General features: G+C 32.5%; 22 protein-coding genes and 1 tRNA gene. 9 read left to right on the top strand and 14 right to left on the bottom strand.

The window, feature by feature from the left end; all coding sequences use genetic code 11:
- Nucleotides 1–22: 22 nt before the first annotated feature.
- The 5 genes from EV196_RS18450 to EV196_RS18430 all read left to right on the top strand — a co-directional run bounded on the left by EV196_RS18450 (nucleotide 23) and on the right by EV196_RS18430 (nucleotide 5,620).
- On the top strand, nucleotides 23–940 hold the full coding sequence (locus EV196_RS18450) for a polysaccharide lyase family 7 protein (protein WP_132219261.1): 918 nt from the start codon (nucleotides 23–25) through the stop codon (nucleotides 938–940).
- A gap of 67 nt (nucleotides 941–1,007) precedes the next feature.
- Entirely contained in the window at nucleotides 1,008–1,712 is a 705-nt protein-coding gene (locus EV196_RS18445) for a FadR/GntR family transcriptional regulator (RefSeq protein WP_132219260.1), read from the top strand.
- A gap of 16 nt (nucleotides 1,713–1,728) precedes the next feature.
- Nucleotides 1,729–3,015: an MFS transporter gene (locus EV196_RS18440; RefSeq protein WP_132219259.1), complete on the top strand. Its 1,287-nt coding sequence runs from the start codon at nucleotides 1,729–1,731 to the stop codon at nucleotides 3,013–3,015.
- A 48-nt stretch (nucleotides 3,016–3,063) separates the two neighbouring features.
- Nucleotides 3,064–3,828 carry an SDR family NAD(P)-dependent oxidoreductase gene (locus EV196_RS18435; protein WP_132219258.1) on the top strand — a complete coding sequence of 255 codons (765 nt, stop codon included), beginning with the start codon at nucleotides 3,064–3,066 and terminating at the stop codon, nucleotides 3,826–3,828.
- Between the two features lie 121 nt (nucleotides 3,829–3,949).
- Nucleotides 3,950–5,620 carry a hypothetical protein gene (locus EV196_RS18430; protein ID WP_243652285.1) on the top strand — a complete coding sequence of 557 codons (1,671 nt, stop codon included), beginning with the start codon at nucleotides 3,950–3,952 and terminating at the stop codon, nucleotides 5,618–5,620.
- 231 nt (nucleotides 5,621–5,851) lie between these two features.
- Here EV196_RS18430 and EV196_RS18425 read toward each other — a convergent pair whose 3' ends face one another.
- The 4 genes from EV196_RS18425 to EV196_RS18410 form a co-directional block, all read right to left on the bottom strand.
- Complete coding sequence (locus tag EV196_RS18425; RefSeq protein WP_243652284.1) at nucleotides 5,852–6,130, bottom strand: rhodanese-like domain-containing protein; 279 nt, start codon at nucleotides 6,128–6,130, stop codon at nucleotides 5,852–5,854.
- 71 nt (nucleotides 6,131–6,201) lie between these two features.
- The gene (locus EV196_RS18420; protein ID WP_132219256.1) at nucleotides 6,202–7,611 is read right to left on the bottom strand and encodes an MBL fold metallo-hydrolase; all 1,410 of its coding nucleotides are present in this window, start codon (nucleotides 7,609–7,611) and stop codon (nucleotides 6,202–6,204) included.
- 71 nt (nucleotides 7,612–7,682) lie between these two features.
- The gene (locus tag EV196_RS18415) at nucleotides 7,683–8,480 is read right to left on the bottom strand and encodes a sulfite exporter TauE/SafE family protein (protein WP_132219255.1); all 798 of its coding nucleotides are present in this window, start codon (nucleotides 8,478–8,480) and stop codon (nucleotides 7,683–7,685) included.
- A gap of 67 nt (nucleotides 8,481–8,547) precedes the next feature.
- Nucleotides 8,548–9,180: a Crp/Fnr family transcriptional regulator gene (locus EV196_RS18410; protein ID WP_132219254.1), complete on the bottom strand. Its 633-nt coding sequence runs from the start codon at nucleotides 9,178–9,180 to the stop codon at nucleotides 8,548–8,550.
- A gap of 209 nt (nucleotides 9,181–9,389) precedes the next feature.
- Here EV196_RS18410 and EV196_RS18405 point away from each other — a divergent pair.
- A tRNA-Arg gene (locus EV196_RS18405) sits at nucleotides 9,390–9,463 on the top strand.
- A gap of 278 nt (nucleotides 9,464–9,741) precedes the next feature.
- On the top strand, nucleotides 9,742–11,910 hold the full coding sequence (locus EV196_RS18400; RefSeq protein ID WP_243652283.1) for a tetratricopeptide repeat protein: 2,169 nt from the start codon (nucleotides 9,742–9,744) through the stop codon (nucleotides 11,908–11,910).
- A 49-nt stretch (nucleotides 11,911–11,959) separates the two neighbouring features.
- Here EV196_RS18400 and EV196_RS18395 read toward each other — a convergent pair whose 3' ends face one another.
- Both EV196_RS18395 and EV196_RS18390 read right to left on the bottom strand, forming a co-directional pair.
- Nucleotides 11,960–13,294 carry an exonuclease domain-containing protein gene (locus EV196_RS18395; RefSeq protein ID WP_132219252.1) on the bottom strand — a complete coding sequence of 445 codons (1,335 nt, stop codon included), beginning with the start codon at nucleotides 13,292–13,294 and terminating at the stop codon, nucleotides 11,960–11,962.
- Nucleotides 13,294–14,064, bottom strand: a complete 771-nt coding sequence (locus tag EV196_RS18390; protein WP_132219251.1) for an XRE family transcriptional regulator — start codon at nucleotides 14,062–14,064, stop codon at nucleotides 13,294–13,296. The genes EV196_RS18395 and EV196_RS18390 overlap by 1 nt, the downstream gene beginning before the upstream one ends.
- 158 nt (nucleotides 14,065–14,222) lie before the next feature.
- Between EV196_RS18390 and EV196_RS18385 the strand changes: the two genes are divergently transcribed.
- Nucleotides 14,223–15,752, top strand: a complete 1,530-nt coding sequence (locus EV196_RS18385; protein ID WP_132219250.1) for a coiled-coil domain-containing protein — start codon at nucleotides 14,223–14,225, stop codon at nucleotides 15,750–15,752.
- Here the strand turns inward: EV196_RS18385 and EV196_RS18380 are convergent.
- The 3 genes from EV196_RS18380 to EV196_RS18370 all read right to left on the bottom strand — a co-directional run bounded on the left by EV196_RS18380 (nucleotide 15,749) and on the right by EV196_RS18370 (nucleotide 19,247).
- A complete protein-coding gene (locus tag EV196_RS18380) occupies nucleotides 15,749–16,930 on the bottom strand; it encodes a THUMP-like domain-containing protein (RefSeq protein WP_132219249.1) in 1,182 nt (393 codons plus the stop codon). The two genes, EV196_RS18385 and EV196_RS18380, sit on opposite strands and share 4 nt — an antisense overlap.
- A 7-nt stretch (nucleotides 16,931–16,937) precedes the next feature.
- Nucleotides 16,938–18,026, bottom strand: a complete 1,089-nt coding sequence (locus EV196_RS18375) for an AI-2E family transporter (RefSeq protein WP_132219248.1) — start codon at nucleotides 18,024–18,026, stop codon at nucleotides 16,938–16,940.
- Between the two features lie 228 nt (nucleotides 18,027–18,254).
- Nucleotides 18,255–19,247 carry a YhdH/YhfP family quinone oxidoreductase gene (locus EV196_RS18370; protein WP_132219247.1) on the bottom strand — a complete coding sequence of 331 codons (993 nt, stop codon included), beginning with the start codon at nucleotides 19,245–19,247 and terminating at the stop codon, nucleotides 18,255–18,257.
- Nucleotides 19,248–19,385: 138 nt separating this feature from the next.
- On the opposite strand from EV196_RS18370, the gene EV196_RS18365 reads away from it, so the two are divergent.
- The gene (locus EV196_RS18365) at nucleotides 19,386–19,706 is read left to right on the top strand and encodes a winged helix-turn-helix transcriptional regulator (RefSeq protein ID WP_132219246.1); all 321 of its coding nucleotides are present in this window, start codon (nucleotides 19,386–19,388) and stop codon (nucleotides 19,704–19,706) included.
- A 301-nt stretch (nucleotides 19,707–20,007) separates the two neighbouring features.
- Here EV196_RS18365 and EV196_RS18360 read toward each other — a convergent pair whose 3' ends face one another.
- The 5 genes from EV196_RS18360 to EV196_RS18335 form a co-directional block, all read right to left on the bottom strand.
- Nucleotides 20,008–20,715, bottom strand: coding sequence for an aromatic aminobenezylarsenical efflux permease ArsG family transporter (locus EV196_RS18360; RefSeq protein WP_132219245.1), 708 nt, complete (start codon nucleotides 20,713–20,715; stop codon nucleotides 20,008–20,010).
- Entirely contained in the window at nucleotides 20,716–21,156 is a 441-nt protein-coding gene (locus EV196_RS18355) for a nitrophenyl compound nitroreductase subunit ArsF family protein (RefSeq protein WP_132219244.1), read from the bottom strand.
- A gap of 19 nt (nucleotides 21,157–21,175) precedes the next feature.
- A complete protein-coding gene (locus EV196_RS18350) occupies nucleotides 21,176–22,153 on the bottom strand; it encodes a permease (protein WP_132219243.1) in 978 nt (325 codons plus the stop codon).
- Nucleotides 22,154–22,253: 100 nt separating this feature from the next.
- The gene (locus EV196_RS18340; RefSeq protein ID WP_132219242.1) at nucleotides 22,254–22,490 is read right to left on the bottom strand and encodes a thioredoxin family protein; all 237 of its coding nucleotides are present in this window, start codon (nucleotides 22,488–22,490) and stop codon (nucleotides 22,254–22,256) included.
- 49 nt (nucleotides 22,491–22,539) lie between these two features.
- Nucleotides 22,540–22,845: an ArsR/SmtB family transcription factor gene (locus EV196_RS18335; protein ID WP_132219241.1), complete on the bottom strand. Its 306-nt coding sequence runs from the start codon at nucleotides 22,843–22,845 to the stop codon at nucleotides 22,540–22,542.
- Between the last annotated feature and the right edge of the window lie 360 nt (nucleotides 22,846–23,205).

Here is a 23,205-nt window from a genome sequence, read left to right as displayed (position 1 = left end):
ATAATAATAAATTAAACGAAGAATGAAACAAACCCGAAAAGGAATTTTAAGCATTTTATTACTAGCATTTCTAACTGTAAACGTTGCTTGTTATGCACAAAAAAGCAACGTTTCAGATTCGGATTCTAAAGTCGAAAAACAGGACAAAAAGAAAAAGAAAAAGAAGTACAAGTTACCTGAAATAGACTTAAGCCATTGGAGTGTTACCACACCAGAACTTAATGATAAAGGCGGTGCTATGAATATTGAACCACCAGAAATTTTGAATTATGCCACAGATGAAAGATTAATCCCTTACATGTATAATGATTCAACAGATGGATCTTTGGTTTTTTATTCTTTTCCAAGTAAAGCTACAACGGCAAATACAAAATACACCCGTTCAGAATTAAGAGAACAAATGGAACCGGGAAATAATGATGTTAACTGGACTTTTGCTCAAGGTGGTACCATGAAAGGTAAATTGGCTATTGAAGAAATTACTGAAGATTCTGAAGGCAAATACCATAAAGTAATTATCATGCAAATTCATGGTAGATTAACAGATGAGCAACGCGATTTAATAGGACAAAAAGATAATAATGCACCACCCATTTTAAAAATTTATTGGCAAGATGGCAAAGTGCGTGTAAAAACAAAAGTTCTTAAAAATTTAAGTGCATCTGATAATCAATTATTGCACGAAGATGCTTGGGATGATGATGACGGTTTTAATTTCGAACAAGAAGTTGGTTTTAGAAAATTTACTTTAGAAGTAAAAGTTTCAGAAGGGAAAATGGTCGTTGTTTTAAATGGAAATGAATATAAAGTTTACGAAGATATACACATGAGAAGATGGGGTGTTTTTGAAAACTATTTTAAAGCAGGTAATTATTTTCAATCAAGAGATAAAGATGCTTTTGCTAAAGTAAAGTATTATGAGTTAGAGGTTTCTCATTAGTTTTAGTGGATTAAGGGAGCCAAGGGTTAAAGCATAAAAAGGGGAGGCCAATTATAATTTAAATGGTATGAATTTAGAAGTATTATCAACAAACGAGAACCAAAGTATACAAAATATTGTAATTGATAAGATACGTGAATTGATCAATTACAAAAACTTAGAGCCAAACGACAAGCTACCTTCAGAGCGTATGTTGTCGGATAAGTTTGGAGTAAGCCGAGGTATTGTAAGGGACGCTATTCACAAATTAGAGTTTTATGGATTATTAAAGTCCATTCCTCAAAGCGGCACCTTTGTAGCAAATGTGGGTGCTATTGCCATGAATGGTATTGTTGATGATATTTTAGAATTAGAAAGTCCAGATTTTAAATCGTTGGTAGAAACTAGAATTCTGTTGGAATTAAAAACTGTAAAACTAGCATCATTACGAAGAACAGAAGAGGATCTGGTATCTTTAGAAAATGCGTTAAAAGCATTCGAAGAAAAAGTTTTAAATAATGAAAGTGCAGTGCAGGAAGATTTACTGTTTCATTTGGCCATAGCCAAAGCCAGTAAAAATAGTACCATGAATACGTTTATGTTGTCAATAACACCTGAAATTATTACAAATTTTGAAAAGCACCATGTTTGTAATGAAAATAAATCTGTTAAAGGAATTCAGGAGCATACAGCTATTTATGAAGCCATAAAAAATCAAAATCCAACATTGGCTAGGGAAAAAATGAAAATACATTTTAAAACGCTATATCAATATTGTTATAACGTAGAGTAACTTTAAATAAATAAATATGAAAGTAAAAGGATTACGTTGGTTTATTATCGGATTAATATTTTTGGCCACGGTCATAAATTATATAGATCGGAGCGCCCTGGCCATAATGTGGGGAAGTGAGGACGTTGAAGGTTCAATTTCGCAATCTTTAGGGTTAACAAAAGAACATTATAGTTACATTTTAAACATTTTTATGGTAGCTTATGCTTTAGGACAATTATTTTCAGGAAAATTGTTTGATAAAGTGGGAACAAGAATAGGCTATGTAATTAGTATTGGTGTATGGGGATTATCTTCATTTTTACACTCAACGGTAAGAGGGTTCTTTTCACTAGCCTTTTTTAGAACGACTTTAGGATTATCTGAAGCTGGTAACTGGCCGGGTGGTGTTAAAAGTAATGCCGAGTGGTTTCCTATTAAAGAACGAGCTATTGCACAAGGATTATTTAATGCTGGAGCTTCTATAGGTTCGGTAATTGCCCCTCCATTTATTGCTGCATTGTTTGTGGCTTATGGCTGGAGAATTACTTTTATGGTTGTGGGTTCTTTTGGAATTGTTTGGATTATTCCTTGGTTGCTAATTAACAAAGCGGGTCCAAAAAAACACCCTTGGATAACTGAAGAAGAACAAAAATATATTGTAGAAGGTCAAAGTCAAGCAGATCAAAATGCCACAGCAGATACTAAAGGAAAATCATTGACTGAAATTCTTTCATACAAAGAATCTTGGGCTGTTGTTATTGGTAGATTCTTTTTAGAACCTATATGGTGGGTATTTGTTGGTTGGATGCCAATTTATTTATTTGATGTATATAAGTTTGATGTAAAAGAAGTTGGACTGTTTTTATGGGTACCTTATGTAGGTGCTGCTATAGGTAGTATAGTTGGAGGTTATGTTTCAGGAAAAATTATTGCCAAAACAAACTCGATAGATAAAGGAAGAAAAACAACTATTCTTATTGGAGGAATCATTATGTTATTAGGTCTTATAGCAACCGTTCTTTTTGGGGATACAGCCGAAAAATTTGTGGCTATCGTATTTTTTGTACTATTCGGGTTCCAATTTGCAATCAGTAACGTACAAACATTACCAAGTGACTTTTTTAGTGGAAAATCTGTAGGATCATTAGCTGGATTAGGAGGTATGATTGGTGTATTCTCCGTAATTATTATGAACTTTTTAGTTCCAATAATCGTTAAAAATTTCTCTTATACACCAATATTTGTCATTATTGCAGTATTTGTACCATTAGGAGTTGGAGCCATTTACTATTTCGCAAAAAATATAGAGTCAGTAGAATAATTAAAATTAGTAGAGTAAATAAAAATTAATAAATCAAAATTTAAGAATATGAGTAATTCAAAAGGAAAAGTAGCAGTTATTACCGGAGCAACAGGTGGAATAGGTTTCGAAGTAGCAAAAAGATTAGGTAAAGACGGATACACAGTAGTACTAAACGGTATCGAAGATGAAGTAGGCGCACAAAGAGTAAAAGAGCTTGCGGCATTGGATATCCCTGCTGAATATTATGGATTTGATATGACAAAAGACGAAGCAGTAACAGAAAACATTACTAAAATTGGTGAAAAATACGGGAAAATTGATGTTCTTGTAAACAACACTGGCGGTATTGGTGTTAGAGCTAGATTTGAAGAAATGACAACTGAACAATACAGATTTGTTATGGCTTTAAACTTAGATTCGGTATTTTTTGCATCAAGAGCAGCTATTCCTTTCCTTAAGAAAAGTGATAACCCTAGCATAATTAACTATACGTCTAATGCAGCTTGGAATGGTGCAGGACCTGGAGCTGGAATCTATGCAGTATCTAAAGGGGGAGTACAATCTATCACGAGAGCTTTAGCTAAAGACTTAGCTGAATATGGAATTAGAGTAAATGCAGTATCTCCTGGTACTATTGATACGCCTTTCCACGCACAAATTAAAGCGTCTAAACCAGAAGTTTTTGCTTCTTGGGCAAATAGTGTTTTATTAGGTAGATTAGGTCAGCCAGAAGAAGTTGCTGGTGTTGTTTCTTTCTTAGCTAGTAAAGATGCTTCTTTTATTACAGCTGAAACTATCCAAATTGGTGGTGGACAAGCTTTAGGAATCTAACATTAAGTTTTTCTAATATAAAAAATGCTGGTAATTTGTTTATCAGCATTTTTTATTTGTAATTTATTTTTAATAAGCAATAATTAGCTTATTTTGTTAGAAGTTAAAAAAACAAATTATAATGAATTATTCTTATTCTACTTTTAATTCAATAGTTACATTACTTTTATTACTTATTTGCAACAATGCTACAATTTTAGCACAAGAATTACCTAAAATACTTCAGAATAAGGTGATTAATGATGCCAATTATTTACCAGATTTTAGTTTTGCAGGCTATAGAAATGGTGAAGTTGATATACCGATTAGTCAGGGAAGAATTTTTAATGCATCCGATTACGGCGTAATTGCCGATGATTTACTTGATGATACCCAATCCCTAAAGAAAGCTATTGCCGAAGCGTCAAAATTTCAAGGTAATGTTGTTTTGCAATTACCTGCGGGACGTATTATATTGAGTGATATTCTCTATTTAGAGCGGAGTCATTTTGTTTTGCGAGGTACTGGTACTGGAGAGAATGGTACAGAAATTTATTGTCAGCGACCCCTAATGTACTGTAAAGATCCAGAAGATTTACAAGAACTTAGAGAGTACATGATAAAATTTGATAAACGCCAGATAGAAAAGGAAAATAATGTTGATTTACCATTTTCACTATACACTTGGGCAGGAGGTTTTATTTGGACAAGAGTGCCTGGTGAACGCGTAAAGTCCTATCTTGAAACCTATGAAAAACCATACAACGTACTTGCTAAAATTTCAAATGGAAAGCGTGGTGAATTTAAATTTAAAGCTTCAGAAATAAAAAATTTAAAAATAGGAGATGTTGTAGAATTGCAACTTTTCAATAAAGAAGGTGAGAAAGGGAAGATTATTGAAGATTTATACAAAAATCTGGTACCCAAAATTGGATCGCATCATTGGAATTTTCCAAACTTACCATTAGTAAAACAACAAGTTACCATTATTGCTATTTCGGGTAATACCATTACCATAAATGCTCCTTTAACAATGGATATTCTGCCAAATTATGAAGCGCAATTGGTAGAGTGGAAGCATCTTGAAGAAGTAGGGATGGAGCATTTTAAAATAACTTTTCCTCATTCCGCTAGAATCGCTCATCATTTGGAACAAGGTTACAATGGTATTTATTTAACACGTTTGTATAATGGTTGGGTTAAAAACGTAGCTATTGATAATGCAGACAGTGGTGTTTTAAGTGAAGAAATAGCCAACGTTACAATTAAAAATATTACAACTACAGGTAGCAAAATAGCGCATTACACTGTAGCATTATCTGGAGCTTACAATGTTTTGGCCGAAAATATTAATGTTTATAATGAAGCCGTACATTCCTTGAGCATAAACACGCTCACTACAAAGTGTGTTTATTTAAACTGCGAAGTATTTGTAGCACCTTATTTTGATCAACATTCTGGAGCAAATCACCAAAATCTTTTTGATAATGTTAAAGTTCATTTAACGCCAAATGAAGATAGGAGCTACCCTTTGTTTTATGGAGGAGGTGCAGGTTATTGGAAACCTTCTCATGGGGCATACAATACATTTTGGAATATTAAAGTAAACTTTTTGGGAAGTATAGATGTTAATAAGCCTATTATTTTAAATGGGGTAGAAGATGGTCCCTTTGCGCGATTAATTGGTGTAAGCGGAAATCAAGAAGTTTCTATTTCTTACAAACCTGAGGCTCATATTGAATTTACTAATACACCTATGGAAGATATACCTTCATTGTATGAATATCAGCTGAAAAAAAGATTAAGGAATTAATACTTATGGTAGAAAAAACTATATTCTATCATAAAAAAAAGCATTCTTAACAAAAGAATGCTTTTAGCGCTATTAATTCCACTCATTGGGAAAGAGTCTGTTAAGACAGACCAAAATTACTTAAATTGTTACAATTGTTAATTAACAAATGTTATCTCCTTCATTTAAATATAAGATTATAGTAAATTTATAAAAACAAGCTATAACTATATACAGTTAAAAAGCCTATTCTTATTCATTATTTTCCCAATTTAGAAAGCCTCCTTCTAAATCGTAAATTTCGGTAAAACCCAATTTAGCTAATAGGTTAGCGGCTTTGATGCTTCTGTTTCCACTTCTACAATAAATATAAACAGGTTTTTCTTTGTTCAATTTACTCATTTGATTACTGAAATTACTTGAATAATAATCAATGTTTGTGGCGGATTTAATGTGTCCAGATTTAAATTCATTAGCCGTTCTTACATCAATGAGTTGTACTGAAGGATCTGTGATTTGATTTTTGAACATTTCTGGTGGTAATATCTTAACATGCCTGTTATTAACTTGACACCCAAAAAGAAGGAAAAAAACGGAAAAAACTATAATGTTGTTGGACATATGTAATCTGTTACTGGAATATTGGTTTCTTTAATGGCATCAAATCCACCTTTAATATCAATTAAGTTATGAATACCTCTGCTTTTTAAAATAGAGGCCGCAATTATAGATCGGTAACCACCTGCACAATGTAGGTAAAAAGGTTTGTCTTCAGGAAATTCGTTAAGGTGTTCATTTAAATAATCTAAAGAAGTGTGGTGTGCATTTTTAACATGTTCCGATTTAAATTCACCATCTTTTCGAACATCATAAATGGGAACATTTTCTTTTTCTAAAGCCTGTTCTAATTCTGAAGCAGAAATAGATGTAATGGTGTCATATTCCAACCCAGCATGTTTCCAAGCTTCAAAACCACCTTTTAAATACCCCAAGGTTTTATCAAAACCAACACGCGATAATCGGATGATGGTTTCTTCTTCCTTACCTTCTGGAGTTACTAATAAAATAGGCTGTTCTACATCGGCAATCAATGCGCCAACCCAAGGGGCAAAATTGCCTTCAATACCTATAAAAATAGATCTAGGAATGTGTCCTTTTGCAAAATCATCTTGATGGCGTACATCTAAAACTATGGCGCCTGTTTCGGTTGCAATACGCTCAAATTGCAGCGGTGCTAAAGGTGTGGTGCCACGTTCTATGACATCTTCAACATCTTCATAACCTTCTTTATTCATTTTTACATTTAAAGGGAAATATAGTGGTGGCGGTAATAAACCATCGGTCACTTCTTTTATAAATTCAGCTTTGGTCATGTTAGCGCGCAATGCGTAATTTGTTTTCTTCTGTTCGCCAATAGTCCCGATAGTTTGTTTACTTAGGTTTTTTCCGCATGCAGAACCTGCACCATGGGCGGGATAAACTATAACAGCATCTCCTAAAGGCATAATTTTGTTTCTTAAGCTATCAAAAAGTAAGCCCGCTAAATCTTCTTTGGTCATGTTTGCAGCCTTTTGTGCTAAATCTGGTCTACCCACATCACCTAAAAACAAGGTATCTCCACTAAATATGGCATGGTCGTTTCCGTTTTCATCTTTTAAAAGATAGGTGGTACTTTCCATAGTGTGGCCCGGTGTGTGTAAGGCAGTAATGGTTATGTTTCCTAACTTAAAAACTTGTCCATCTTTGGCTATAATAGCATCAAAACTTGGGCTTGCACTTGGGCCATAAACTATTGGAGCTCCTGTTAACTTAGATAGGGTTACATGGCCACTTACAAAATCGGCATGGAAGTGCGTTTCAAAAATATATTTAATTTTTGCGCCATTGTGTTCAGCTTTGTTTGTATATGGTGTTACCTCTCTTAATGGATCGATTATAGCAACCTCACCATTACTTTCAATGTAATAAGCCCCTTGAGCTAAACAGCCTGTATATATTTGTTCAATCTTCATAGTCAAAATAGTTTGTTAATTGTAAAAATAAAATATTAATAAAACCTTAATAGTAATAAAAGTTACGGTTTTTAGCCCTGGGTAAATTCCTTAATCATGATATAAATGGCCATGACCATTATAAACCATCCAAATCCTTTTTTTAGTTTTTTGTTTGAAATGTATTTAGATAGATAATCTCCTAAAAACACACCTAAAATGGTTAATCCTGAGAATGTTAATAGGAATACCCAGTCTGTATTTAAGGCGTGTAAATCTCCTAAAAAACCTATAATGGAATTTATGGCTATAATAACCAGCGAAGTACCCACGGCATTCTTCATTGATAAACCAGCCCAAAGCACTAACGCGGGTACGTACAAAAAGCCTCCGCCAGCACCAATTAACCCAGTAATAACACCGATTACCAAACCTTGTATAAATGTTTTATAATAAACTTGTTTTATAAAAGTTTGGGTTGTATTCTTTTTTTCTTTTATCATGGAAGTTGATGCCGCTAGCATTACAATAGCAAAAAATACCATGATGGCTATTTCTTTGGTAATAATATAGCCGTTTAAATTGAAAACTTCTTCTGGAATATTTGGAACCAAATACCGTCTTGTAAAATAAACAGCCAAAAAAGAAGGAAAAGAAAATGCTAACCCGGTTTTAAAGTCTACTAACTTTTTTTTATGTTTTTTATATACGCCAAAAATGGAAGACGTACCCACTACAAAAAGAGAATAGGCGGTTGCCACAACGGGATTGTAACCTAAAAGATAAACTAAAAGGGGCACTGTTAATATGGAGCCACCGCCACCTATAAGCCCGAGTACCGTACCAATTATGAATGCTCCTAAAAAACCTAAAAAATCTATAACAGACATAGTTATATTTTAAGTTTCAAAACTATACTACTTATAAGTTAAAAACAGTAACATAAGTTACATACTTTTAAAGGTCTAAGATTTTGATGCTATTTCTGAAAAGTTGAATTTTACCCTCAATTTCTAAGCTTTTTAATAACCTAGAAATAACGACTCTAGACGTATGCAAATCGAAAGCAATTTGTTGATGCGTTACAAGAATAACTTCGTTATGGTTAACCATAGCTTTATCCCTAAGGTACTTAAAAATACGATCTTCCATTTTTAAAAAAGCAATCGTATCAATGGCTTCTAAAAGTTCGGTCATTCTATCATGGTAACTTTGGAGAATAAAATTTTGCCAACTTTTATATTTTCCCATCCATTCGCTCATTTTTTCAACAGGAATCATAATAAGTTTGGTAGGGGTTTCGGTTATAGCCCTAATTTCACTTTTTTTCTGCCCCATACAGCAGGATAAAGTCATGGCACACGTGTCGCCACGTTCTATAAAATAGAGTAAAAGTTCATCGCCCTTATTATCTTCGCGCATTATTTTTATCGCACCACTAATTAATAAAGGCATCGATTTTATATAATCGCCAATATCAATGAGCTGGAAACCTTCAGGCATTTCCTTAAAAGTTCCAACACTGTTTATTTCCATTAACAGGCTATCTTCAAACAGGTAGCCATAATTTTCTTTTAATTCTTTAATCATTTCAAGATGATTTTGAACGCTAAAGATATTGACTTATAATGAAAATACCGACGAATTTAATATATTAATAAGAGTATTTAGGTGAATATTAACCTGCTAATAAAAAAATAGAGCACAATGATAAAAATATCAACTTTATCTTTGCTAGATATATAGTTAATTTTATATTTGCACACCGGAAAACAAAAATATTTTGTTAATCGTGTTGAGGGCTCGTAGCTCAGCTGGATAGAGCACCTCCCTTCTAAGGAGGCGGTCACAGGTTCGAATCCTGTCGGGCTCACAATAAGCTTCACTATTTTAGTGAGGCTTTTTTGTTTTATAAGGTTTTTAAATCTTCATTTAAGCATTAAATAATATGATATAACCTTTTGATAACACTTATAAAGTGGTTATTTTTGGTTGCATAATTACAAGATGAATGATTTTATATAATCAAACATATTTTCTTTAACTTCTGAATATATAAAACAGATGAATTGTTTTTTACCACGGTGCAAATTTATTGTATTCATATTGATAGCTCTTATATATAGTTCTTGTAAAAAAAAATCAGATTATGTGTCTGTTACAGAACATGATAAGGCTATTTTTGTATCAACTAAACTGATACCTGATAACCACTTTTTAGGTGATGAGGCTTGTAAAAAATGTCATGAAGGAGAATTTAAGGATTGGCAGGGATCTCACCATGATAAAGCCATGGAAATTGCAAACGATTCTACCATTTTAGGAAATTTCAATGATATAAAATTTACAAGTCAGGGTGTTACGTCTCGTTTTTATAAAAAAGATTCAGATTTTTATGTGAATACCGAAGGGCCTGATGGCGATTATCACGATTATAAAATAGTTTACACTTTTGGGATAACACCTTTACAACAGTACATAGTTAAATTCCCAAATGGTCATTTTCAATGTTTAAGAACAGCTTGGGATACCGAAAAAAACAAGTGGTTTGATTTATATCCAGATTTTAAGGTTGTACATTCTGAGTGGTTACATTGGTCTAGAGGTGGTTTAAACTGGAATACCATGTGTTCTGATTGCCATTCAACAAACGTTAGAAAGAATTACGACCAAAAAACACATAGTTATGATACCAAATATGCTCTAATTAATGTGAGTTGCGAAGCATGCCATGGTCCTGGTAAAGACCATGTTGAACAGGCAACAAAGCTTGGTGATAATTACAAATTTACTAATGATTTGAAAATGACTCATGCTACAGACCCAAAACAGTTGGTTGATGATTGTGCTAGATGCCACATGAGACGTGAGCAAATTTCAGAGCATTATAATTTTGAAGGTACTATGCTAGATCATTATTTTCCGCAATTAATTGTTCAAAATACTTACTATCCAGACGGACAAATTTTAGATGAAGATTATGTTTATGGCTCATTTGTACAAAGTAAAATGTACCATAATAATGTTACTTGTACCAGTTGCCATAATCCGCACTCTACAAAGCTTAAGTTTGATGGTAACGCTTTGTGTCTTCAATGTCATGTGCCCGCTAATTACGATACACCTAAGCACCATTTTCACCCAATCAATACAGAAAGTTCACAATGTATAAATTGCCACATGACGGGAAGATATTATATGGGTAACGATTTTAGGCGCGACCATAGTTTTAGAATTCCAAGACCAGATTTAAGTATAAAATATGGTACACCAAACGCCTGTACAGGATGCCATACCGATAAAAGTAATGAATGGGCATTAGAGAATTTCAAAAAACATTATGGCGAACCAAAGGAAAATCATTTTTCCGATTTGCTAGCTCCAGGATTAACGGGTAGTGAACACGGATTACAAGATTTATTTAAACTGGCGCACGATACGTCGTATCCAGAAATAGCAAGAGCATCTGCAATAAAAGGCATAAGCAATTATGTTAATTCAAATACCATAGATGATATGTTGAAGTTTTTGAAAGACGAATCGCCTTTGGTAAAAGCCGCAACTTTAGATGCTCTTGGTACCATGCATACTAACGATTATGTAAATTATTTTTTACCATTACTCAAAGATGAAAAGCGAGCAGTTAGAGTAAAAGCTTTTTTTGCTATTGGTGCTTTAAGTGAAAATGATATACCAAAAGAATACAAAGAAGTTTATAAAATAGTAAAAACGGAGTTTGAAACAAACTTAAAATCAACATCAGATTTTGTTGGCGGGAGAATAAAAAAAGCAGATTATAATTTGAAAAAAGGCAATTTGGAAGCTGCCATTAAAGGGTATGAAAGTGCTTTGGAAATTGATAATATAAATAATATTGTTAGAACAAATTTGGCTAATTTATATTACAGAAACAAAGATTTTAATAAAGCAGAAGCCGCTTTTAAAACAATAATTAAACAAGAACCAGCATATGGAGAAACCTATTATTCTTACGCATTATTGTTAGCAGAGTTAAATAGAACCGAAGATGCTATTGCACAATTAAATTTGGCCATTAAGTACATGCCAGAAAACACGAGGTCTTATTACAACTTGAGTTTATTATATGATAAAGTAGGGGACTTTAAAAAAGCTGAAGACATTGCTGTTAAAGGATTAAAAAAAGCACCTCAAAACGAAAGCTTATTATATATATTAGCCTATTTGTATTCAAAAAATAATGAAAAAGAAAAAGCAAAAAATATAGCCATTCGTTTAATTGAATTATATCCGAATAATAACGATTATAGAACACTTCTTAATCAATTAAATGGTATGTAGATTTTGAGTTTGAAAAAAAATTGGTAAACAAAATAAAATTTCAACAGGTTTATTCTAATAGTATTTTTTGTAAAACCCGTTGGATATCTACATTATCCTTTTGAGGAATTAAAAACCGTTCCAAATCTTCTTTGGTGGTAATTTGTTCTTCTCTATCAACAAAGCCATACCCACGATAGCAGCTATTTTCAATCATAATAAAAGCTTCTTCGTTTTCGTGTCTTCCTTGTTGTTTTAAGACAACATCTTTCGAAATGTTTTTAAAATACGCAATGGCTTGATTCACCCGAATATTATATAAGGCGATAGATTCAGTTTCTCTACAAATACCTTTGCAGGTTTTAATTTCATAATGCGAACATTGTGTAACACCTTCTTGTAAATGGCAGTATTTTGGGCATAAATTAAATTGTTTACACAGAATTTCTAAGTAATGGCGACATTCTTGAATACTATAAAATATTTGTATGGGCTGTGGTGTTGCTTTTAGCACATTGTAGGCTAAATGGATAATCCCTTTTCTGTCTTTATAATTAAATAGAGCATAGGCTTTAGGTATCCGTTTTGCAGCTTGATTGTATTTTGGGAAATGATGCTTTATGGCGGCATCTTCCATAAGTAAAGCAATAGTTTCACTGCCAGAGAGTTCAAAATCTACATCGGCTGTTTCTCTCGATAAGTTTAACTCCTTTTCTGTTTTACTATAGAAATGACTCAACACCCGCTTTTTTATGTCTTTCGCTTTTCCAACATAAATAATAGTCCCTTTTTTATCTTTAAAATAATAAATACCCGTAGTATTGGGAAGCTGGTTAAAAGTATCATGGTTTAAATGCGATGGCAGTGTCGCTTCTTTCGATTCTTTCTTAAAAAAAGACTGAATAACATCTTGGGCATTTGGTTGGTTTAATATAATTTTAAATAGTGTAACGGTGGCTTCAGCATCACCTCTGGCTCGATGTCTTCCATTGATAGGAATATCTAATTGGTCGCATAATTTTCCTAAGCTATACGATTTATAACCAGGTAATAATTTTCGAGAAAGCCTAACGGTGCAAAGTTTCTTTCTATTAAAATGGATGCCAATAGCTTTAAACTCATTTCGAATGACATTATAATCAAAATTGACACTATGGGCAATAAAAACAGCACCTTGGGTGATGGCTAAAATTTGTTCAGCAATTTCAGAAAATGTAGGTGCTTTGGCTACCATATAATCATCAATACCTGTTAAAGCTGTTATATAATCTGGAATAGGGATTTCAGGATTTACAAGCGATGTAAATTCATCAATCAAAACATCGTCTTCATACTTAAAAATAGATATTTCGGTGATCTTATTTCCAGTTCCCGTGGTTTCAACATCAATGACTGTATAAACCATCACATTAATTTTTCTAAAGATTTTAATTCCACACCAAGCTCGTTAAACATGTTTATAATGCTACTTAATTTCAGTTCTTCTTCGCTATACTCTTGGGTGTTTATACTACATGTAAATTCCCAAAGTTCCAATACTTCTTCAATGGAAACGCTGTAATCGTTATATTTTTTGTTATCAGACATTAACAATAAGGAGTTGTTAAAATCAATATTATTCATAACCCTTTTATAAACCATACCATCGTTTAAGGTCACTAAAACATAGGTTTTTCCGGTTTTTATGTCGCTTCTATCTTCAACAAAACGCCCAATTACAAACGAGCCATCTTTCATTGGTAGCATTGAATCACCTTTAATGGGAAACGCACGGTGTTTTCCTGTGGGTAAAAATGGCAGTTTAATTTTTTGCAATTGCTCGATATATTCAGGATCATCATAACCTGCTAAATAACCAGCAGATGCTTTTACGGGGACTACTTCAATTAAATTATCATGGTCGTTATCAACCATAATAGGAAATAAAACACGTTGATTATTTAACTCAATGAATGAGAAATCTTTGGCTTTGGTCAAGTCTTTTCTAACTAAAATATCAATAGGTATTTTAAAATAATCAGATAAATTTATTAGAAACTCAATTGTAGGAGCAGAGCGTCCTTCTTCATAAGATCCAATTCTAGAGCGCGTTGCTTTTAGTTCCTTAGCAAGAACTTCTTGAGATAGGTTTTTTAGCTTCCTTAAATGCTTTATATTTTTTGAAATATTTTCCATCGTGCTACAAATATAAGTTATAATTACTTAAATATGTAGTTATTTTTTAATGTGAATTTAAAAACTAATGAATAAGCTATAAATAGATTTTTGTTTTTCATATCTTAGAATTCGTAAAGGTTACTTTGTTCAACAAAGCATGCTTTAAAAGGATAATTATGGTCAAGTACATAATCTTAATTTTTTTAAGTTTATCAATTAAGGTGTCTTCTCAAGAAGCAAACTTAGCTAGTGATTTTTCACTAGACGGAACGCTATATAAAAATTTTGATAAAACATCGGGTGCTTTAACAGAATTTAAAGAGGGTGATGCTTGTATGGTGCTGGGTTATTTTGGAAAAGAAATTTATAAAGTGAAGTATAATAGTTTTGTGGGCTTTGTGGATTCTCAATATTTGAATTTGAATGAAGCCATTATGGATTTATATTACGATTTTCAAGACAGCGAAAGACTTCGGATTATTGCTGAAGAAACAAAACGAAAAGCAGTGGTACAGGAAATTGTAAAAGAAGCTGAAGCAGAAAAGGAACGTTTAAAATTATTAGAAATTGAAAAACAAAGAGCCTTAGAACTTATTGAAAAAAATAGGCTGGATTCTATTTCAAAAGTAAGAGCAGAAGAAAAACGTTTACAAGAAGCTCAAGAAACTGCAAGAAAGTTAGAAGCAGCGCGTATTGAAAAAGAAACAAAGGAAGCAATTGTTAAAGCTAAAGTAGAAGAAGAAAAACGCATACGAGAAATTCAGGAAGCAGTTGCAAGAAAGGTGGAAGCAGCTCGTATTGAAAAGAAACAACAGGAAGCAATTTCGAAAGCTAAAGCAGAAAAGGAACGCTTAAAATTATTGGAATTTAAAAGACAAAAAGCATTAGAACTTCTTGAGAAAAATCGGGTAGATTCTATTGCCAAAGTAAGAGCCGAAGAAAAACGCACACAAAAAGCTCAAGAGGCTGCTATAAAAAAGTTGGAAGCAGAACGTATAGATAAGGCAAAACAGGAAGCAATTGCTAAAGCAAAATCAGTAGAAGAAGATAAGCGATTACAAAAAGCTCAAGAGGCTGCTACAAGAAAGTTGGAAGCAGAACGTATTGCAAAAGCACAACAAGCTGATACTGTTAGAGATTATAAGGCTGAACGTATTGAATTAATTAAACAAGAAGCTATTGCACACGCTAAAAAAGCTAAGGAAAAAATAGAGGTTAAAGAAGTTGCTGTTCTTCAAATTACAGATGAAAGAGAACAAGCAAAGCAGCTAGAACTTATTAGATTTAGAAACACATGTCATTATGCAATGAATGAATATGATGACATTAACAGAATTGAAATTGTTAGAACGGATCCTTATCATATTAATGATATGCTATCGGTTGAGTTGTTTAAAAGAGGTAAAAGTGTTAATATTTTTTTTAATTTAAAGAAAGATTTGGGCTGTGCAAGTTACTTACCAAGCAATAGGTCGTATGTAAAAGTAAGGCTGGATAATAATCGCACCATCACTTTTTATCATACATGGGGTATGGATTGTGGCGACTTTAGCTTTAAAGGTACTTTATCTAAATCTCAAATTAATAGCTTAAAAACATCACCAATAAAATCAATATTTTTAAAAGGAACCAAGCTATCTACTACCATCACAGACATTGATTACAAGACTATTTTTATAGATAAATTAGATTGTATAAATAATTAATCAACCTTTGTAGTTAGAAGTATCAAGGTATTATTTTCCGTATTAGTCGTGAAAAATAAATAGGTGTTGCCTCCATCCCTAATATTGAATTTTTTACGCAATTGTTCCACCGTTTCGGGAAAGTTTCGGGTGGTAATATTAGCTTTTTTTATGCCTAGTTTTTTTATATTCTTTTTGTTATAAAGAATACTTTGTTCAATTTTAAAAACCCTTCCGGGGAAATTCAGCAAAGTATCACTAGTATATAAATGCGAATGTTTGTGAAGCTTAAAAACCTTCAATTGCTTAGAAACAGAATGGAATCCACCAGCTTTTAAAACAGCACTATTAGGCTCGTATAGATAGGTGAGTGGTTCGCTATAGGTTGAAGTAGCACTTTTTTCATCTTCCAAATAAAAATTAAAAACATCATGGGTGTCTTTTTTAAGGTTGATGGTTTTTATGGAAATAGCATCGTTAAATCCAGCTTCCAATACCCATAATAACTCTTTAACTTCATTATTTACAGCTACTACATGTATGGTTTTAACATGTTTTAATTCATTAATACCAACCGAAAAATCGAGCAGCGGCGATGTTTTAATTAAAATATTTTTAGCGTGATTAAAAAGTAAATGGATATGTTCTGGTACGTTTGGTAGGCAATCATTCAGAAAAAAGACTTTTCCTTTACTATCATGTCTGCGGGAAGGGTCTATATAAATCCAATCGTAATTTTTGTGACTGGATTTTAAATAGTTAATCCCGTCAATAGCATGGGTTTTTATATTTTGAACTCCTAATTGTTTGTAATTGTGTGTTACTATTTTAGAAAGTGCTTCGTTAATTTCGCAGTGTTCAACCGTTTTAAAAACTTTCGAAAAATAATAACAATCGACTCCAAAACCACCGGTTAAATCGATGATAGTTTCACCATTCATTAAACTCGATTTGTATTCAGCCGTTAGTTCAGACGAGGTTTGTTCAATGTTTAATTTGTTGGGGTAATAAATATTTTCGCTTTCAAACCAAGTGGGCAGTTTCTTTTCGCAACGTTTTTTAGCTTCAATTTGTTCAATAATGGCTTTAGTTTCAATATCGGCAAAGTGGGTTCCTTTTAAAAGCAAAGAAGCAATATTAGCATTTAAATTTTCAGCTATAAATTTTTGAATTTCAATATTTAAAACAGAAGTATTCAAAAGGTTTTTATAAATTTTTAGTCAGTTTTTTTACAATTTTATTTTCAGATAAAAACTCTTTCAAAATAACCTTAATAGCTGTGTAAGCTGGTACAGCAAGCATTAATCCAATAATACCAAATAAAATACCTGTAATTAAAATGACCAAAAATATTTCCAACGGATGCGATTTCACACTTTTTGAAAATATGATGGGCTGGCTGAAAAAATTATCAACCAATTGACCGATAATGAATACAATAAACACCCAAAATGTTTTAGGCAAAATAACGGCGCTAAAACTTTCGCCAAGGTTACTTGTCATGGTAAGTGTTAACATTAAAAAGCCTCCAACTAGCGGGCCAACATAGGGAACAAGATTTAATAAAGCACATAAAAAGGCAATAACAATAGCGTTTTCAACATCTAAAATTAATAGCCCGATGGTGTAAATAATGAATAAGATTAGTATTTGAAAAATAAGACCAACAAAGTACCTTGAAAGTAAATCTTTTATTTTTGTTGAAGAGTTTTTCCATCCCGATTCTTTGTTTTCAGGAATAAAAGTAAGGACGCCACTTTCAAATAAACGACTGTCTTTTAAAAAGAAAAAGGAAATAAATAATACAGAAAACAAACCGATACTAAAGCTTCCCAAACCACTAACAACCGAATTTAAAAAATTAGGTATTAATGAATAATCTATTTTTGAAAGGAAGTTGGATTCTTTTATAGATCGCTCTAAATCAATTTGATGCATATTGAAATAGTCGGTAATTTCAATATATAAAGACTCCATGTTACTTTGAAGTTCCTCGATATTTAACAACGATAAATTATGACCTTGTTTCATAATTAAAGGAATAAACAAAGCCAATAGGCCAATAAATAACCCTATAAGAATGACCATGGTAACAATAACAGCAAAGGTGTTTTTAAACTTGAGGCGGCGTTCTAAAAACAACACAACAGGTCTGCCAATTAAAGAAATAACGGCAGCAATAGCAATATACCCAATAACCGATTGTATTTTGTATAAAAACCATAGCAGCAAAGTAATGCCTAAAATAATAGCTACTGCCCTTAAAATACCGTTTGCAATTAGTTTTGAATTCAATTGAAATAAATTATTGAGTAAATATAGTATTATTTGCCATCATTTAGTAAGTACTTAAAAGCAGGTTTTTCTTTTAAGCTAGCATAATTTGTATTTTTAATAATCAAATACGAAAAAAGCAGTAAAAATAAAGATACCTCTATATTTTACTGCTTTTATTATTTATGCTACTTTTTTAGTGCCCTTTAAAATTAAAGGATTCCTTTGTAGGTGGTTGAAATTTTGTGCTTACAAAGCAACAACCGTTCTCCCTTTTAATTGCCCTTTAAGAATGAGCGCCATATTTTTATCCAATTCGTTTAATGTTATTTCATTACATGTTTCAGATAGCGTACTCGGTTTCCAATCGGATGCTAATTTATTCCAAACTTCCTCTCTAAAATGCATCGGGTAATTTTGAGAGTCTATGCCAACTAAAGTAACACCTCGTAATATAAATGGAAATACGGTTAAATTAAGTTTTGGAGACGCTACATTACCGCAACTGGTTACCACGCCCATATGGTTAGTTGTTTTAATTATATTTTCAAGAATAACACCGCCCACAGTATCTATACCACCGGCAAATTGTGGTTTTAAAAGCGGTTTGTTATCTAAAGCTTCAAAATCGCTTCGTTTTATAATGCTTTTTGCACCCATATGTGTTAAGTAATTGGTTTCGGTTTCTTTACCTGTAATAGCTGCTACATCATAACCTAATTTGCTAAGTATAGATACGCTTAAGGCACCTACACCACCCGTAGCTCCAGATACTATAATAGTTCCATCTTTTGGTTTAACCAATTGTGTTAAGCGTAATACAGACATACCTGCTGTTAACCCTGCAGTACCCAATATCATGGCTTCTTTCATGCTAAGATTTTCGGGTAATTTTACGGCCCAAGCTGCAGGTACTTTAATATATTCGGCAAAGCCACCATCGGTATTCATACCTAGATCGTAACTGGTTACAATCACTTTTTCATCTGCTTTAAATAAATCTGATTTTGAAGTAACAACAGTTCCAACGGCATCTACGCCAGGTGTGTGTGGGTATTGTCGCGTAACTCCTTTATTTCCGCTTGCCGATAGCGCATCCTTATAGTTTATGGAACTATAATGTACTTTTATAAGTAAATCGCCCGTTTCTAAGGGTTTAAAAGGCATGTCTTTTATAGCGGTATTAAAGGTTCCTTCGTGTTCTTCTACACGAAATGCTTTAAATGTTGATTCGGTTTTCATGATAGTATGTTATAACTTTTGTTTAATTTTACAACAAAGTTCGGTGAAAATATGTTGGTATACAAGACCTTACAATTTTTGCCCTAACGAACATTTTGTGCTATTTTGAATATATCCTGCACATCCAAAGGAAAAAAAATGAAAAAAAGTTATTGTCCAATTGATACCTTTATCAATTCTATAAAAGGAAAAAGAAAAGGAACCATTATTTTACATCTGTATCAAGGTGATAAGCGATATAATGAATTGGTAAAACTTATGCCGGATATTAGTGAAAGAATGATGACCAAGCAACTTAAAGAATTGGAAGTAGATGGATTGGTTAAAAGAACGGTTTTTCCTGAAGTACCACCACGTGTAGAATATAGTTTAACTGAATTGGGAAGAGCCATTCGTCCCGTTTTAAAAGGGATGTACAAAGGCGGTTTGCTTTTGGAAAATACTATTGAAACAAAATGACATGTAATTCTTTAGATCTTGATTTAGGAAAGATTGATTGTCCGCAAAGTATCATAAACACATAAATTGATTGTTTGATGGTGATTTCTTTATAACGTAGAAAAAAATTATTTTTTATTCTGTGTAAATCCGCGAAATCTGTGGGATAAATTTTCCATACACTTATATTTGGTCTCCCGCTGATTTAACAGATAATCGCTGATTTTTTACCAGTATAGGAAAACTAAACTATACTGAAAAAAAGAAAATAAACATTTAGAGTTCACTTGATGGCTACGTTTCTGGTTTTTAAATTTGGTCATTACAATACGCCTAAAAAAATGGAAACATAGTACAATCCTGTTAGAATAAAAACAACACCGGCCACTAATCGCATGGTTTTTTCAATTTTTGTAATTCTGTTATAAAAAACGCCCACTTTTCCTGCTGTAAAGGCTAGTAAATAGGTAAACAAAATAACAGGTAATCCTGTTCCAAAAGCGAATATTATGGGCAGATAAAGTCCTTCTGATGATGCGATTGTCATCGGAATTAACATACCAAAAAATAAGGCGCCACTATAGGGACAAAAAGCCAAAGCAAAAATAACCCCAATTAAAAAAGAACCTAAAAGACCTTTATCTTTAAATTTATCGGATAGTTTTTCTTGAAAATTCGAGGTTCCTAAAAAGTTAAGTTTGATAACGTTTAGCATAATCAAACCAATTATTATTAATAAAGGACCTAAATATTTTTCGCCATTTTGGTTAAAAAATCGAGCGATATGAAACTTGCTAGCACCAAAATATAAAATTAAACCAATGGCTGTATAACTAAATCCTCTTCCTAAAGAATACAATAAACCACTTAAAAACACTTTTCGTTTGCTCGCAATATTTTTAGAGATAAATGCGGTTGCTGTAATATTGGTTGCCAATGGGCACGGACTAATGGCAGTCATTAGTCCGAGTACAAAGGCCGATAAAATGGGAATATTGTAATTTTCTAAAAGTGATTGTAAAAAATCCATTTAGAGTGTTTTTAATTCGGTATTAATTTTGTCTTTCAATTCTTTGGAAAAAACATCTTGATCGTTTCCATTCATAAAAGCAAATTCGGTTAAATTTATTTGTTTTTCTTTTCCGTTTTTAATCACATTTAAAATTAATGAAGTACCAGATGCTTCAAATTTTTCAGCTATTTTTTCGTTCTTTTTTTCATCTACATTTATAGTTTGAAATGTAATTTTTTTATCTTTCAATTCCTTTGAAAAATAGGTGTCCAATGTATATTTTGTATTGGCTTCAATAGCATTACACGTCATACATCTGTGGGTAGAGTGGAAGTCTAAAACTTCAATTTTCGAAATGGATTGCGCAGGAGATTGGTCTTTGCTTTTGCTTTGACCATTGCAAGCCGTTAGCATGAAGCCGATGGCTAATACGGTAATAAATTTAATTGTTTTACTCATTTTTTTATTGATTTATAGTTTATAATATGATATTGAATAAATACCCTGAAATGATAATGCATAGCGTAACAACACTAAAAAAGATGGCAATTAGTTTAAAGGTCATTACCTTTTTTAAAAGCATGGCTTCCGGTAGAGATAAACCAACAACGCCCATCATAAAAGCGATGGCAGTACCTATTGGAATGCCTTTTGCTACTAAAACTTGCGCTACTGGAAGGATGCCAGATGCGTTTGAATACATAGGTACAGCCAAAATAGTAGCAATTGGTACGGCAAAAAGGTTGTCTTTTGCCATGTATTTTTCAAAAAAACCTTCCGGAATATAACCATGCATCAACCCACCAATGGCAATTCCCACTAAAACATAAGGAATAACACCTTTTAGTATGTTTAACACTTCACTCCAAATGACTGATAATCGTTGTTTTAAGCTCTGTTTTTCTGCAATAAAAATATCTTGTTCTTTTTGGGCGTTTGCCAAAACCTCTTTCACCCAAGGTGTTAAATAAGCTTCTAATTTTAATTTTTGAAGAATAAAGCCCGAAATAGTACCTAATAAAATGCCGCTAACTACATAAATAATGGTAGTTTTTAATCCGAATAAGCCAATAAAAAGTCCGATGGCTACTTCATTCACCAAAGGCGACGTAATTAAAAAGGCAAAAGTAACCCCTAAAGGAATGCCGCCACGAACAAACCCAATAAACAAGGGCACCGAAGAACAAGAACAAAAAGGCGTTACGACACCAAAAAGACTCGCCATTAAGTATTCCAAGCCGTACAATTTATTTCTTGAAAGGTAATTTTTAACTTTATCTATAGGAAAATAACTGTTTACAATGCCCATAAAAAAGATTATGACGAAGAGTAACAGTAATATCTTTATAGAGTCATAAATAAAAAAATTGAGGGCTTCTGCCAGATGTACGCCTTTGGTTAAGTTTAAAACATCGTATACCAACCAATCTGCTAAATTTTGTATCCAATCAAACATTTTCAATCGTATTAATGGTTCCAGAAATAGCGCATGATAATTTTACGGTATTGTAAATGGCACCAAATTTTTCAATATGCTTTTTAAACAAACGGCATGGTTATTTTAAAAGCGCCAATACTTCATCTTTTGAAGGGATTCTACCTTTTATGGTGATAATATCATCAATTACCAATGCCGGTGTGGTCATCACGTTAAATTTCATAATTTCCATAATGTCCTCTACTTTTTCAACGGTGGCATCTATGTTGTTTTCTGATACGACCTCTTTAACAATTCCGGTCATGGTTTTACATTTTGGGCAACCTGTTCCTAGTATTTTAATTACTTTACTCATAATATTTGTTTTGTTTATCGCCAATAGACGATGTGATTATTAAAAAATATCAATCAAAAAATTGCTGAAATAGAGATTTTGCAATGTTCCAGTTTTCCTGATTAATACAGTATTTTATTTTTGGTGGTTTCAATTCGCCTTGAATTAACCCCGCATTTTTTAATTCTTTAAGGTGTTGGGAAATAGTAGATTGCGCCAAAGGAAACACATCTACCAAATCGCCCGTAAAACAGCAGGATTGGTTTTCAAGATGTTTTAAAATGGCAATACGTGTAGGGTGACCTAAGGCTTTAGCAAATTTTGCCAAGGCTTCGGTATTTTCTTTGTATGCTATAGATTCTAAACTTCTTTTCATATTGCTTATCGCAAATGTACGATTGGTTTTTGGACTGAAAAGTGACTTTTGTCACATTTATCAATTTTTTTTAATTAGGCTGAAATTAAAAATGGATATTAATGTCGTTTTTTTCTAACATTAACTTGTTTTGCTTTTATATGTGGAAAGATGGGTTTATTGCGACTTTTTTTGTTTACATCTTGTTTTACTTAATAGTATCAAAAGATTTACTTAAAGAGGTTTTTTTGTGGGTTTTGGTAGTTGGGCTTATCGGTTGGTATATCTTAAGTTAGCTTTTATTAATAAAGTTTTAAATTTAAGTACATAAACAGAAAGAACAAAAAGAGAGGATTAAGGTTATTTTGTATAGTGAGATTT

It is taken from the genome of Mariniflexile fucanivorans (assembly GCF_004341235.1).
Taxonomy (GTDB): Bacteria; Bacteroidota; Bacteroidia; order Flavobacteriales; family Flavobacteriaceae; genus Mariniflexile; species Mariniflexile fucanivorans.
This window is presented reverse-complemented; position numbering and strand designations above follow the sequence as displayed.

What these genes read in the sequence shown, in the direction of transcription:
- EV196_RS18350 (WP_132219243.1), bottom strand. Translation starts at nt 22,153, where the DNA reads ATGTTTGATTGGATACAAAATTTAGCAGATTGGTTGGTATACGATGTT.
- EV196_RS18415 (WP_132219255.1), bottom strand. Translation starts at nt 8,480, where the DNA reads ATGTCTGTTATAGATTTTTTAGGTTTTTTAGGAGCATTCATAATTGGT.
- EV196_RS18435 (WP_132219258.1), top strand. Translation starts at nt 3,064, where the DNA reads ATGAGTAATTCAAAAGGAAAAGTAGCAGTTATTACCGGAGCAACAGGT.
- EV196_RS18410 (WP_132219254.1), bottom strand. Translation starts at nt 9,180, where the DNA reads ATGATTAAAGAATTAAAAGAAAATTATGGCTACCTGTTTGAAGATAGC.
- EV196_RS18425 (WP_243652284.1), bottom strand. Translation starts at nt 6,130, where the DNA reads ATGTTCAAAAATCAAATCACAGATCCTTCAGTACAACTCATTGATGTA.
- EV196_RS18365 (WP_132219246.1), top strand. Translation starts at nt 19,386, where the DNA reads ATGAAAAAAAGTTATTGTCCAATTGATACCTTTATCAATTCTATAAAA.
- EV196_RS18355 (WP_132219244.1), bottom strand. Translation starts at nt 21,156, where the DNA reads ATGAGTAAAACAATTAAATTTATTACCGTATTAGCCATCGGCTTCATG.
- EV196_RS18395 (WP_132219252.1), bottom strand. Translation starts at nt 13,294, where the DNA reads ATGGTTTATACAGTCATTGATGTTGAAACCACGGGAACTGGAAATAAG.
- EV196_RS18390 (WP_132219251.1), bottom strand. Translation starts at nt 14,064, where the DNA reads ATGGAAAATATTTCAAAAAATATAAAGCATTTAAGGAAGCTAAAAAAC.
- EV196_RS18335 (WP_132219241.1), bottom strand. Translation starts at nt 22,845, where the DNA reads ATGAAAAGAAGTTTAGAATCTATAGCATACAAAGAAAATACCGAAGCC.
- EV196_RS18440 (WP_132219259.1), top strand. Translation starts at nt 1,729, where the DNA reads ATGAAAGTAAAAGGATTACGTTGGTTTATTATCGGATTAATATTTTTG.
- EV196_RS18360 (WP_132219245.1), bottom strand. Translation starts at nt 20,715, where the DNA reads ATGGATTTTTTACAATCACTTTTAGAAAATTACAATATTCCCATTTTA.
- EV196_RS18430 (WP_243652285.1), top strand. Translation starts at nt 3,950, where the DNA reads ATGAATTATTCTTATTCTACTTTTAATTCAATAGTTACATTACTTTTA.
- EV196_RS18450 (WP_132219261.1), top strand. Translation starts at nt 23, where the DNA reads ATGAAACAAACCCGAAAAGGAATTTTAAGCATTTTATTACTAGCATTT.
- EV196_RS18340 (WP_132219242.1), bottom strand. Translation starts at nt 22,490, where the DNA reads ATGAGTAAAGTAATTAAAATACTAGGAACAGGTTGCCCAAAATGTAAA.
- EV196_RS18370 (WP_132219247.1), bottom strand. Translation starts at nt 19,247, where the DNA reads ATGAAAACCGAATCAACATTTAAAGCATTTCGTGTAGAAGAACACGAA.
- EV196_RS18385 (WP_132219250.1), top strand. Translation starts at nt 14,223, where the DNA reads ATGGTCAAGTACATAATCTTAATTTTTTTAAGTTTATCAATTAAGGTG.
- EV196_RS18420 (WP_132219256.1), bottom strand. Translation starts at nt 7,611, where the DNA reads ATGAAGATTGAACAAATATATACAGGCTGTTTAGCTCAAGGGGCTTAT.
- EV196_RS18445 (WP_132219260.1), top strand. Translation starts at nt 1,008, where the DNA reads ATGAATTTAGAAGTATTATCAACAAACGAGAACCAAAGTATACAAAAT.